General features: G+C 43.5%; 15 protein-coding genes and 1 tRNA gene. 11 read left to right on the plus strand and 5 right to left on the minus strand.

Annotated features, from left to right (window positions below; genetic code table 11):
* Window positions 1-41: 41 nt before the first annotated feature.
* From Tfer_RS08205 to Tfer_RS08235, 8 genes are all read left to right on the plus strand, one after another.
* Window positions 42-629, plus strand: a complete 588-nt coding sequence (locus Tfer_RS08205; protein WP_052217952.1) for a DUF2062 domain-containing protein — start codon at window positions 42-44, stop codon at window positions 627-629.
* Between the two features lie 66 nt (window positions 630-695).
* Window positions 696-1,415: a rubredoxin gene (gene rd / locus Tfer_RS08210; protein ID WP_152909009.1), complete on the plus strand. Its 720-nt coding sequence runs from the start codon at window positions 696-698 to the stop codon at window positions 1,413-1,415.
* Between the two features lie 181 nt (window positions 1,416-1,596).
* Window positions 1,597-2,232 carry an adenylate kinase gene (locus tag Tfer_RS08215; RefSeq protein ID WP_427916559.1) on the plus strand — a complete coding sequence of 212 codons (636 nt, stop codon included), beginning with the start codon at window positions 1,597-1,599 and terminating at the stop codon, window positions 2,230-2,232.
* Window positions 2,233-2,422: 190 nt separating this feature from the next.
* Window positions 2,423-3,322: a selenium metabolism-associated LysR family transcriptional regulator gene (locus Tfer_RS08220; RefSeq protein ID WP_052217957.1), complete on the plus strand. Its 900-nt coding sequence runs from the start codon at window positions 2,423-2,425 to the stop codon at window positions 3,320-3,322.
* A 48-nt stretch (window positions 3,323-3,370) separates the two neighbouring features.
* The gene (locus Tfer_RS08225; protein ID WP_052217960.1) at window positions 3,371-3,820 is read left to right on the plus strand and encodes a hypothetical protein; all 450 of its coding nucleotides are present in this window, start codon (window positions 3,371-3,373) and stop codon (window positions 3,818-3,820) included.
* A 53-nt stretch (window positions 3,821-3,873) separates the two neighbouring features.
* Window positions 3,874-4,023 carry a hypothetical protein gene (locus Tfer_RS16540; protein WP_160315543.1) on the plus strand — a complete coding sequence of 50 codons (150 nt, stop codon included), beginning with the start codon at window positions 3,874-3,876 and terminating at the stop codon, window positions 4,021-4,023.
* Between the two features lie 155 nt (window positions 4,024-4,178).
* Entirely contained in the window at window positions 4,179-4,454 is a 276-nt protein-coding gene (locus Tfer_RS08230) for a hypothetical protein (RefSeq protein ID WP_013120836.1), read from the plus strand.
* 78 nt (window positions 4,455-4,532) lie between these two features.
* Complete coding sequence (locus Tfer_RS08235) at window positions 4,533-5,177, plus strand: endonuclease III domain-containing protein (protein ID WP_052217962.1); 645 nt, start codon at window positions 4,533-4,535, stop codon at window positions 5,175-5,177.
* Window positions 5,178-5,273: 96 nt separating this feature from the next.
* On the opposite strand, the gene Tfer_RS08240 is transcribed toward Tfer_RS08235, so the two are convergent.
* Window positions 5,274-5,576: an antibiotic biosynthesis monooxygenase family protein gene (locus tag Tfer_RS08240; RefSeq protein WP_013120834.1), complete on the minus strand. Its 303-nt coding sequence runs from the start codon at window positions 5,574-5,576 to the stop codon at window positions 5,274-5,276.
* 159 nt (window positions 5,577-5,735) lie between these two features.
* Between Tfer_RS08240 and Tfer_RS16545 the strand changes: the two genes are divergently transcribed.
* On the plus strand, window positions 5,736-5,882 hold the full coding sequence (locus Tfer_RS16545; RefSeq protein ID WP_160315544.1) for a hypothetical protein: 147 nt from the start codon (window positions 5,736-5,738) through the stop codon (window positions 5,880-5,882).
* Between the two features lie 120 nt (window positions 5,883-6,002).
* Here the strand turns inward: Tfer_RS16545 and Tfer_RS08245 are convergent.
* Window positions 6,003-6,077, minus strand: a tRNA-Arg gene (locus Tfer_RS08245).
* A 291-nt stretch (window positions 6,078-6,368) separates the two neighbouring features.
* Here Tfer_RS08245 and Tfer_RS08250 point away from each other — a divergent pair.
* Together Tfer_RS08250 and Tfer_RS08255 are read left to right on the plus strand one after the other, a co-directional pair.
* Complete coding sequence (locus Tfer_RS08250; RefSeq protein WP_052217964.1) at window positions 6,369-8,726, plus strand: protein kinase domain-containing protein; 2,358 nt, start codon at window positions 6,369-6,371, stop codon at window positions 8,724-8,726.
* Between the two features lie 123 nt (window positions 8,727-8,849).
* Window positions 8,850-9,347, plus strand: a complete 498-nt coding sequence (locus tag Tfer_RS08255) for a class I SAM-dependent methyltransferase (protein ID WP_052217966.1) — start codon at window positions 8,850-8,852, stop codon at window positions 9,345-9,347.
* A 98-nt stretch (window positions 9,348-9,445) separates the two neighbouring features.
* On the opposite strand, the gene Tfer_RS08260 is transcribed toward Tfer_RS08255, so the two are convergent.
* From Tfer_RS08260 to Tfer_RS08270, 3 genes are all read right to left on the minus strand, one after another.
* Window positions 9,446-10,018, minus strand: coding sequence for a hypothetical protein (locus tag Tfer_RS08260; RefSeq protein WP_052217968.1), 573 nt, complete (start codon window positions 10,016-10,018; stop codon window positions 9,446-9,448).
* A 262-nt stretch (window positions 10,019-10,280) separates the two neighbouring features.
* Window positions 10,281-10,739 (minus strand): chemotaxis protein CheW, encoded by a 459-nt coding sequence (locus Tfer_RS08265; protein WP_052217970.1) that lies wholly within the window; start codon window positions 10,737-10,739, stop codon window positions 10,281-10,283.
* A gap of 12 nt (window positions 10,740-10,751) precedes the next feature.
* Window positions 10,752-11,265: methyl-accepting chemotaxis protein (locus tag Tfer_RS08270; RefSeq protein WP_242843568.1), on the minus strand; the 514-nt coding region annotated here is incomplete at its 5' end.

Raw genomic sequence — 11,265 nt, forward strand, 5'->3', positions numbered from 1 at the left:
GGTGTGGAAGGAATCTGTGTTAGCAGTGGGAAAGATAATTTATGTTAAAATTTCGTGATATAAAGGAAAAAATTATAAAAAACCTGCCTCGCCGGCACCATTTACGGGGCACCATTTTACACCGGGCCATAGGCGAAAAACTTTTCAAAAAAGAATGCTGGACAATGACCAGGCACTCCGTGGCGGCAGGTTTGGCGGTAGGGACAATTGTCGCTTTTACTCCCACTATCGGTTTGCAGATGTTGCTGGCTGGGGCGGCGGCCTATTTTTTGCGGGTAAATATCCCGGCAGCCATAATTGTCTGCTGGGTTACAAACCCTGTTACGGCCCCGGCAATCATTCCTCTTCAGTATAAACTGGGTGTCCGGCTTATGACCGTTTTGCATATCGGGTGGGTCAATGTTCAGCCCGGCCTTTTTTATAAACTGGTATATTATGCATGGCCTCTCTGGATTGGCAGCCTGGTGTCGGGCCTGACCCTGGCTATAATTGTTTACTGGGCGGTGTTTTTGAGTTGGGACCGGTTGATGTATTTAAAATCAAAGGTTGACAGGAGTCTGCATAATATCCATGAGGAAATAGAACATAAGATTCACCACAGGGACCGGAAACAGCAGCGAAATAAATAGGTATTAGCCCGGTAAAAACGGGATAATCAATAAATAATCAAAAAATTACGGAAGGAAGGTGTATTGATGGATACCAGAGCATTTTTCAAGTTGAGCTATGGTATGTACATCGTGTGTTCGAGAAAGGGCGACAAACTAAACGGCCAGGTGGCCAATACCGTATTTCAGATCAGTACCGAGCCGTTGACTATGGCAGTAAGTATTAATAAAAACAATCTGACTCATGAATACATCAGGGCAAGTAAGGTATTTACCGTTTCCGTACTACCCATTGACGCTCCCATGAATTTCATAGGAAATTTTGGTTTCCGTTCCGGCAGGGAAGCTGACAAATTGGAAGGTATTCGGTACAAACAGGGTCAGACGGGGGTGCCCGTCGAACTGGAAAATACTATCGCTTACTTTGAGGCTGAAGTCATTGACAGTATCGACATTGCCACACACACGGTCTTTATTGGGGAGGTTGTGAATGCCGAGACAGTAAAAGACGGTATTCCGATGACTTATGCCAACTACCATGAAATCAAGAGCGGCAAGAAACCACAGGACTTCGGCGGCAAAGTTGAAGCAGCCGGCAGTAATGCTGCTCAGGGCAGGGCCACAGGAAATGATAAATATCGCTGCATGGTTTGTGGGTACATATATGACCCCGCGTCAGGCGACCCCGATTCAGGGATAAAGCCAGGAACATCTTTTGCGGATATTTCCGACGACTGGGTATGTCCTGTTTGTGGGGTTGGCAAGGACCAGTTTGAAAAAGTAAATGGGCAGTGGGTGAAACTCTGATGTAGATAACTGTGTTTCATGTAATCCGGCTTTAAAGGGGCTTTGTTATAATTTTTGAATTTTCATATTTGACAGTTTTTTTTCTGGGACAAATATGATATAATTCATTTTAATAGGATACTGGGAAAAGGCTGGTATCAACGATTTACAACATTTTGTGGGAGGGGTAGCATTGAAGCTGATGATTATGGGCCCGCCGGGGGCCGGAAAAGGTACTCAGGCAGAAGTATTGGTTAAAGAGTTGAACATTACTCACATTTCAACAGGCGACATGTTCAGAGCTGCGATCAAAGAAGGAACGGAAATGGGGAAAAAGGCTAAAGAATATATGGATAAAGGCCAACTCGTTCCCGATGAAGTTGTTGTGGGAATGGTTAAAGACCGGCTTTCACAACCCGATTGCGAAAAAGGATTTTTATTGGACGGTTTTCCCAGAACCATCGCACAGGCAGAAGCTCTGTCCAAGACATTGGATGAAATGGGCATCAAACTTGATGGGGTAATCAATATAGAGGTGCCCAGGGAAAAACTTCTGGCCCGCCTGACCGGCCGGAGGGTTTGCAAGAGCTGTGGAGCCAGCTACCACGTCTTATTTAACCCACCGGAAAAAGAGGGTGTATGCAACAACTGCGGCGGTGAACTGTATCAGAGGAGCGATGATAACGAAGAAACAGTTAATAACAGGCTGGATGTTTACGAAGAACAGACTCAGCCGCTGATTGACTACTACAAAGAGAAGGGGCTGTTAATAAATATTAACGGCGACCAGCCCATTGACAAAGTATTGGCTGATATTTTAGCCGCCTTAAAAAAGTAAAACAGTACAAATATGAATTATGAATTCTGCTGAAAATATAGTGGAAAGCAGCCTATGAACGGGCTGCTTTTTTATGGGTAGTTGTAATAGCAATTTATGTTGAGATAAATAAATAAAATTTATAATTGTGCAGGATTACTAAAAAAAATATTGAAGTATTTTGTAAAACATGGTGATGGGAGATATACTTATGTTTAATTTACGCCAGCTTAAATCCTTCGTTTACGTGGCCCAGCAGAAGAGTTTTACCAAAGCTGCCAAGCTCCTGTATATGACCCAGCCGGCTGTCAGCGCCCAGATTAAAGCGCTGGAAGAACGGCTGGATGTGCAGTTAATGGAGAGAAATGACAAGCAGGTGGTTTTGACTGAGGCTGGCGAGATTTTCCTGGTAGAGGCCGAAAGAATTCTTGCTTCTTATGAAAGAATTGTAGAATCCCTTGACGAGCTGAAAGGTTTGCGGCGGGGCCACTTGAGGATTGCTGCCAGCACCATCCCGGGTGAATATATCCTGCCCAAATTCATTGGCCGTTTTAAGGAAAAATATCCCCAAATCGAGATTGAACTCGTCATCAGCGATACAGGTCAGGTCATTGAGTCCCTCAGAGAGCGGACGGCGGACCTGGGTGTTACCGGGGCCAGGATCAAAAATGACGTGGTAAAGTTTGAAAAGCTGCTTGATGACGAACTGGTGTTAATCACCTCGTCTGCCAGTCCGATAGGACAGAAAAAACAGGTAACCGTTGCGGACCTGCAGAAAGAAAAATATATTTTACGTGAGCATGGTTCAGGGACCAGAAAGGTTATGCTGGAACGGTTGCAAAGTATAGGTATCCAGCCTGCGCAGATGGATGTGACAATGGAACTGGGCAGCACCAGAGCGGTAATTACGGCTGTAGAATCGGGTCTGGGTATAAGTATGGTTTCCAGATGGGCGGCAGATGAGGCGTTAAAACTGGGACTACTTAAGGAGATAAAGCTTCCCGGCTGGAATTCGGTGCGGGATCTCTATCTGGCCTGGAATACTCACAAGTTTTTAAATCAACTGACGACTACTTTTATCAATGAGATAAAAGCCTATAGTACTAATTAAGTTGCTTGGTAAAGGCATACCATGTGTTAACAGGAGTGAGAATAAAAATTGCGCAGACTTATTTGGCGGGGTATAGTTTTTGTTTACCGGGAGATGTTTACCGGTGTGCTGTTGGGGCTAACGGCCCTGTTTTTAGTTGTCAAACTGGCTCCCGGCGGTGATATTAACGCGGGTTTGGTAGCGGTTTTCGGTTTAGGGGCGGGTTTGTTGAAAGGTTTTAGTAAATTTCTCTTGCTTGAAATGGTAAACAGGATACCGGCCAACGAATACAGCAAGAACTACCCCAGGTTTAAAATTCTTTTTTTATGGCTTGGTGTTTTTGCCTTAACGGCCATAATAAATTACGGGTTTAACATTTCCAACTGGTTTACCGAACCGTCCAGGCTGATTGCCAAAAGTCCCCTTTTTAGGGGTATTCCGGTTATTCACGTGGAAATAGCTTTAATATTCCTGTTTTGTTTGGGCATTATCAGTCACATATACGAGCCGCCACTTTAATTTCAAATATTAAATCACCTTTCCGGAGATAATATCAAAGGAGGTGATTTTTTTTGACGACACCTTGTTTTGCCGAATGCGTGCATGCTAAAGACGGCGAATGCCGACTGAACATTATCGGCAGCGACAGACTGTCGGAATTTGAATGTCAGTGCGAACATTTTAAACCAAGGCATATGTTTAAACAGAGTGAAATACTTTAGCACCGGTGAAAAACTTTAACGGCTGTATTATTGCACAAATGATTGGTTATTATGCTGACAGAAGTCAGCTTTTTTCATGTTTTGGATTGTTGTTGCAGGATATTGCGAAATGATGTTGAAAAAAGAAATATTTCAAGGTCGGATGGAGAGAGAATATGAAGAGACAAAAATGCAGAGTATGTGGGAAATTACGCCTGACACCGGCAATTGTGCCGGAAAAATGGGTTTGTTCCGCCTGCAGGCAAAAAATCCGTGAAATGATGGAATCACCTACGGAAGGTCCTAAACGGGCCTGTCCCAAATGCAAACTGTTAAAAAAAGGAGAATGCCCTTTCGGCGACCGGGAGAGGAAGCGCATCATCCGCTGCAATAAATATATTCATAAAGATGCTGACCACGATAAAAAACGTTGGGAGAAATATGAAGTTTAATTAACGGCAAAGAGGGGATGGCAACTGAAAACCAAAGCAACGAAAACTTTAGAGAAACTGCAGCATATATACGACCTTATGTTTGCCTACTTTGGACCCAGGAATTGGTGGCCGGGAGAAACCAGGTTTGAAATTATAGTGGGCGCAATACTAACCCAAAGCGTGGCTTGGCGGAATGTGAGCAAAGCAATAGAAAATCTGCGGGCTGCGGGTATTCTTACACTGGAGGCGATGTATAAGGCGCCTATCGAGGAAATTGAAAAACATATTGTGCCTACTTTGTACTGGCGGATGAAGGCTAAGAAACTTAGGGCTTTTGTTAATCATATAATGGACAACTACCATGGCGATCTGGATAAATTTCTGCAGAAAGATAAGGAGGAGTTGCGTAGGGAACTTCTTAGCTTGTATGGAATCGGCCCTGAAACAGCCGACAGTATAATCTTATATGCTGCCGAGCAACCTGTTTTTGTGGTGGATGCGTATACCAGGCGAATATTTCACCGGTTGGGGTTTTTTGAGGAATCCGTTAGTTATGATGAGATGCAGCAATTTTTTATGAAACATATTCCACCGGATGTACGTTATTATAATGAATACCATGCCCTTATTGTGGGTATAGGAAATAGGTTTTGTTCCAACAAGAAACCCGACTGTGGCAATTGCCCGATACAGTCAGTATGCCGTTTTAAACTAAGGAATAAGGTTGAAAATGAAGGATAACTCTCATCCGCAAAAAGAATGGCCTTTTACGCTGTTTTTGGCCATCCTTTTTTAATGGTGAACTGTCGTTAAAAAAACTGTTACCGGAAGCAAAATTTATGTCGGCAAAATTTTGTATGAGGCGTAAGTAGGCTGTTTTTCCAACTGGGGCAGTACCTTGAGGAAAAGTCTTCTGGCTTTGGGGTCTCTTTTTAAGTTTGTGATGGCATTGGAATAGCTGACCTGGTCCTGCCATTTCGATATTAATAAAACTTCTGCGGGATTATCCAGGTTTTGCAGGACTGTGGCTTCGAGACAACCTTTTTGTTCAGCGCCCAGTGCAGAGTTTTCGAATACGGTTTCCAGGCCCTTGGCTTCCATACCTGGCTTGAATACAAGACGGCCAATGGATATAATCATTTATATAATACCTCCCTGACAGTTGCTGATTATTTCTGAATATAATATGTCGGCTAAATATGAAATGTACCCTTTGGAAAATTGTTTTGGGAAAAGATGAATTTTTTGACCTGAATAAGCATATTTATAATTTGTCGGTAAATTTTAAGGGGGGATAAAATGAGTAAAGATTTGATAAATCAGATTTTGGAAGAAATCGGGCTGGAAGCAATTCACAATGACGACCAAATTCCAGAGGCGGAAAAAATAAAGGAGCAGAAGGAAAATACAATAAATCCCGGTAAGGAAAGTAAAATACAATATTAGCCGGAAAGCTGGTTTATAATAATACAAATAACATGAAAAGAAACACGACATTTTGTCGTGTTTCGCCAATTTATCCGACCTTTTATCAGACTTTGGACCTGTATCATGTTATGATTTAAATGGTGCGCCCGGTAGGAATCGAACCTACGCACCAGGTTCCGGAGACCTGTGCTCTATCCACTGAGCTACGGGCGCATATGATGATTTGCACAATAAATAGTCTAACGGAAAATTGGGCCGATGTCAAGTAAGACCTTAAAATACTAGACAAATCAAGTAAAAAAGGAAAAACAATCAGATTGAACATTAGTAATATGCATATTAGAATATATAATATAGTAAATATAAAATTGGTATATTGGTATATACTGGAGCCCGCTGCTATTTACTATAAGGGTATAAATTAATATTAGTGGCAAAAAGCCAAAATTGTTGGTAAAATTAATACAAAAGTGTTATTTACGCATTATAATGGTGGGGATAGTGATGGCAAGGGTTCTGAAAAATGTTTCCAAAATTTCGGGAATATACGGGCAACCAGGAGAAGAAAAGGTATCCTCACTTTTGGAAAAGAGCCTTCCTGAGGATTACGTAGTCTTAAATTCTCCCAGGATATTTTACCATGGGGCCACTATCGACATTGACCATGTCGTTATTGGCCCTAATGGTGTTTTTGTCATTGAGAGCAAGAATATGCACGGTAAAATATCCGGCGGATTAATGGGAAACTGGACACAGGAACGAAAAAGGTCCGGAAAAAACAAAAAAGTCAAAATAGGAAACCCCGCCAACCAGGTAAACCATTACGCCAAGATTGTCAAGTCCTATACAACGGTTCGTTACTTAAATGAATACGGAGATAAGGTGAGTGTCAAGGTATACCCCATAGTTGTTTTTGTGCATGAAGAAGCAGACCTCAGTACAATGGAGTTTACCAGACCCGGTTATGTGGGCAGGGTAAAAGTGTTGAAGCTGGATGAACTGGTCGATTACATTCATACCAGGGAAGGGGCCAGTTACTCCAGGGAAGACATCGCACATTTTGCCGAAATCCTTGTTCCGGCGGAGCATAGGGATCAGACAGAGTATTTTGCTCCGGGATTCCTTACGGAACAACTGGGGCAAAATGTACACAGATATGAAATTTATGAGGAAATCGGCCGAGGGAATTTTGGGACTGTTTTTCGTGGGTTTGATATAAAACTGGACAGGGAAGTTGCCATTAAAAAAATGCATAGTAAACAAAAGGACCCCGAAGCCGTCCGCAGGTTTTTCCGGGAAGCCCAGATTAATGCTAAGCTAAACCATGAAAACATAGTAGCTGTTTATGACTACTATGAAGATAACGGGGATTATTACCTGATCATGGAATACATTGACGGGATAACCCTGGAAGAATACCTGCATGATAAAAAGCCCGGGTGGCAAGAAACCTACAACATTATTGAGCCCGTCTGTGCAGCTCTGGAGCATGCCCATGCTAACCACGTTGTGCACCGGGACTTAAAACCGGCCAATATTTTGCTCACCGGGGATATGAAGGTAAAAGTATCAGATTTTGGTATTGCGCGTTTAACAGAGGATTCTTCGTTAACCCAGACCCTGGCCGGCATAGGAACTCCTTCTGTGATGGCTCCTGAACAAATAACCGGTAAAAAGGTTGATGAAAAGACGGACATTTTTGGCCTGGGAGTGCTGATGTACCTGCTATTGACGGGGGACTATCCTTTTACCGGTGGGCATATCGGGGAATTAGTGAATAAAGTATTGTATCAGGAACCGGCTCCCATTAAGGAAAAAAATCCGCAAGTCCCGTCCATGGTTGCCGATGTTGTCATGAAATGCCTCGCCAAGGAACCGGAACAAAGGTTTCAGTCTGTAACTGAACTGCGAGAGGCTTTATACTATGTATTTGTAAAGGAGCAACCCTATTTGAAAGGTACCGGTCAGTTGTCCGGAGGTCGTTACCGGAGATGGGTCCAAAAGCTGCCTGCTCCTTTGCGAGGGTTAATGGCCAGTGAACGAAAGTTTTTAACCACTGTAACGCTGGTAACTCTGGTTATTATCATTTTTCTTGTGAGTTATCAGGCCTACAGTGATTCGAGAAAAGCAACGGGCGATTTTCTGCAAACTGCTCAATACGGTTTTACCAATGAAAACCTCAGGACATTGTACTCCGACCCTGCCAAATTCAAAGGAGTACCTGTTAACCTGGTGGGTAAAATTGAGAAGATTTTACAACTGACCGATACCACCACTATTTTTACCATTACTGTAGAAGGTGATAATGTACCCTTTAAAAACTTGATTGTAGAATACCGCAAACCTCATTTCATGCTACAGTATTCCGAGTATATCAAAGTTGTGGGCAGTGTGCAAATCAAAAACGGCATCAAAGGTAGTAAAGGCAGCACGCCGATTATTGTGGCCGATAAGATTGAACCGGTAGAGGATCCATGGTCTGTTTTGGCCCCCACTGTGTTGACGGTTTATCCGAATAAAGCGGTGAATATGGATGGTGAAGTGGTAAATATTAACCGGGTGGAGTTTGCGACCAAAGAGACCAGGTTATTTATAACCGTTGCAAACTACTCCCGCCATAAAGCCTATTTTGTTTTATCAAAACCGATTGGACGTCAGGGTAACAGGGTTTTCAGAGAAATCCCCAACCGGTATGGAATTTTTTCACAACCGACCCTTGAGTTAATGCCCGGAGAATATATAGATGAGGTAGTTTTCCTGGAACCTATGGACCCGAAGGAAAAGTCGGCACGGTTTATTTTTGGTTCCGATTTAAATATTGCTGACACCGAAAAACCATATATTTTGGATATTTCCTGGTAACGGCCCGCCTGTTGAAACAAAGCGCAACAGGCGGGTATTTTATTATTTCCAGTGGAGAATAATAAGTGGAGAACAAGACTTGTGTAGGAAAAGCAATCAAAGTATACAGGGAAGATAAGAAAGATGCCGCAGGTGGCTAATAATATTGTTAAAGTGGCGCCCTTAATGGCAAAAATGGGATGCTCCCGCATACTTGACTTTGGCGCCGGAACATTTCGCAATACCAGGTATTTACAGGGATTGGGCTTTTCGGTAATAGCGGTGGAAAAAACGCCGGTCATTGAGAAATTCGCCCGGTTTAAACCGGGCGAAAACCAGATTATAAGCGTGATTTCGCCGGCGGTTATAGAAACCTGGCCGGGCACTTTTGATGCGGTGGTTTGCACCTTTGTTATGAACCTGCTGGATAATGCCACAAATTCACGGCTGGTATCAATTTTTCAGGATATACTTAAAAGGGACGGTTTAGTTTTTGTCGAGGTAAAGGAAATGCGTACCGCCCGCACTTCTAACGGTATGACTTTAACGGCATTAGACCGGTTATTTTTAAACAGGGGATTTTTCCGCCTGGCTGATTTCCGCGGCTGTTATTCGATAGGCGCTCTGTACAGGAGAATATAAATGTACGGACAGGGATAAATGATTCCTCCGCTCCGGTCAAAGTCTCTTACTGCATAACCGCTCCCGCTTACGCGGATTGCGGACTGATGGATGATCGATTAAGCCCGCTCAAGTTTTTGTGTTTTATGATATTTTGGTTCCGGTCTGTTATAAATTTTTTTTTGTTCAGAGGTAAGTTCTGTCGGTGCAAGATAATTATTTTGCGGTTTTGTATCAAATAAAGAGGGATGGCCGAGTTTGGCGGCAACCGTTGTTGTAACCAATCCGTATGCAGCATGGCTGACCATGTATGAAAGATTACTGGCTGCATCTTTCGGTCTTATTTGGTTTATGGGTAAAGTGCCCAAAACAAAAGTAATTAACGAGCCCATGGCTATACCTGAGGTAATTCCTTTCGTTATGATATGGTCCCGCCCGGTTTTGGACAGTAAAGATACTGAGGCAATACCACCCAACATACCCATGCCGAAATCAAGTAACCCTCCGAGGATTTGTCCTTTTATATTAAGGGCTTCCTTCCGGTTTGATACCCAGACACCGGCCGCAGTCTCGCGGAAGGAGCGCTGGGATATCTTTTTTTTGATGGAGATTTCATCAATGGCCATTTTTATAGTATTTCCAGCTAAACCGGCTACAACACCCAACAAGAATCTGTCTTTAATTTTGAACAACTTGACCACTCCTAACATGTGTCTTTTTTATTGTTTATATTGTTAGTTATTAATGCTTTTATTATTATTGGAGTGTATAGTAAAAATATGGAACGGCTGCCTCGTTTTCATGTATTATTTATGCCGCGCAGCGTACAGCGGCGCGGCATTTCGGCGGTTAGGCCAAGTTGGGGTAAAAGAAAAACTCCCGTTATTGGGAGCGCGATTTTGATGGTTTACGCATTGATGTTTTGGCTAACCCCCTGTCAGACTGTATGAGCATTTATACAGCTTCAGCCATATCCCGGCCAATAACCTTCTCTAAATCAAGGATTATGACCAATCCCGATTCCATTTTGGCCACCCCGGTGATGTAATTTTCGTCTACGGTAGAAGTGAGAAGAGAGGATGGTTTTTCAATTACACTGCCGGAAATCATGACTACCTCGGAAACGCCGTCCACCACTATACCCACGGTACTGTTGCCGGCTTCTACCACAATTATCCGCGTTTTTCCCATATCCCCGGCTTCCGGGAAATTGAATTTTTTCCGCAGGCTGACGATGGGAATCACATGTCCTCTCAGGTTAATTATTCCCTCTATAAATTCTGAACTCCCTGGCATATGGGTAGGTTCCTGGTAAACTATAATCTCCTTGACCTTGTTGATGTCTATGCCGAAAACTTCGGAACCCAGCCGGAAAACGACATATTGCTTTTCTTCTTCTGAAATTTGGCTCAATTGCTCCACCCCCTAAACGCGAAATTTGGCAACTATAGCCTGTAAGTCCTGGGCCATTTTCGCCAATTGTTCCGATGAAGCAGAGATCTCTTCTATGGAGGCAGTGAGTTCTTCTGTGGATGCTGATACCTCTTCCGCTGCCGCGGCATTCTCTTCGGATATGGAAGCCACACTCTGCATGGAGGAATTGACCTGCTGGGCAGAAGCCGACATTTCCTCGGTAGCGGCCGTGTTTTCTTCTGTTATGGCGGCCACGTTGTTAACGGCCTTGGAAACTTCCTGGCTGCTCTGCAAAATATCATTGATCAGGCCCATAATTTTTTGCACATGCTCCCCGGCCACCTGCACACCGTTTACTATTTCCTCCAGGGAACGCCCGGCTTCCTGGGCCAGGGTCACACCTTCTTCCACTTCTCTGGTGCCCACCTGCATGGATTCTACGGCCACCTTGGTCCCTTTCTGAATATTGGTTATCAGGTCGGCTATTTCCTTGGTGGCTTTACTGGACCTTTCGGCCAGTTTCCTT

The organism is Thermincola ferriacetica, from assembly GCF_001263415.1.
Classification (GTDB): domain Bacteria; phylum Bacillota; class Thermincolia; order Thermincolales; family Thermincolaceae; genus Thermincola; species Thermincola ferriacetica.

Excerpts from the sequence above, each read along its gene's own strand:
- Tfer_RS08205 (WP_052217952.1), top strand. The coding sequence starts at position 42 with ATGTTAAAATTTCGTGATATAAAGGAAAAAATTATAAAAAACCTGCCT.
- rd (WP_152909009.1), top strand. The coding sequence starts at position 696 with ATGGATACCAGAGCATTTTTCAAGTTGAGCTATGGTATGTACATCGTG.
- Tfer_RS08215 (WP_427916559.1), top strand. The coding sequence starts at position 1,597 with ATGATTATGGGCCCGCCGGGGGCCGGAAAAGGTACTCAGGCAGAAGTA.
- Tfer_RS08220 (WP_052217957.1), top strand. The coding sequence starts at position 2,423 with ATGTTTAATTTACGCCAGCTTAAATCCTTCGTTTACGTGGCCCAGCAG.
- Tfer_RS08230 (WP_013120836.1), top strand. The coding sequence starts at position 4,179 with ATGAAGAGACAAAAATGCAGAGTATGTGGGAAATTACGCCTGACACCG.
- Tfer_RS08235 (WP_052217962.1), top strand. The coding sequence starts at position 4,533 with ATGTTTGCCTACTTTGGACCCAGGAATTGGTGGCCGGGAGAAACCAGG.
- Tfer_RS08240 (WP_013120834.1), bottom strand. The coding sequence starts at position 5,576 with ATGATTATATCCATTGGCCGTCTTGTATTCAAGCCAGGTATGGAAGCC.
- Tfer_RS16545 (WP_160315544.1), top strand. The coding sequence starts at position 5,736 with ATGAGTAAAGATTTGATAAATCAGATTTTGGAAGAAATCGGGCTGGAA.
- Tfer_RS08250 (WP_052217964.1), top strand. The coding sequence starts at position 6,369 with ATGGCAAGGGTTCTGAAAAATGTTTCCAAAATTTCGGGAATATACGGG.
- Tfer_RS08255 (WP_052217966.1), top strand. The coding sequence starts at position 8,850 with ATGCCGCAGGTGGCTAATAATATTGTTAAAGTGGCGCCCTTAATGGCA.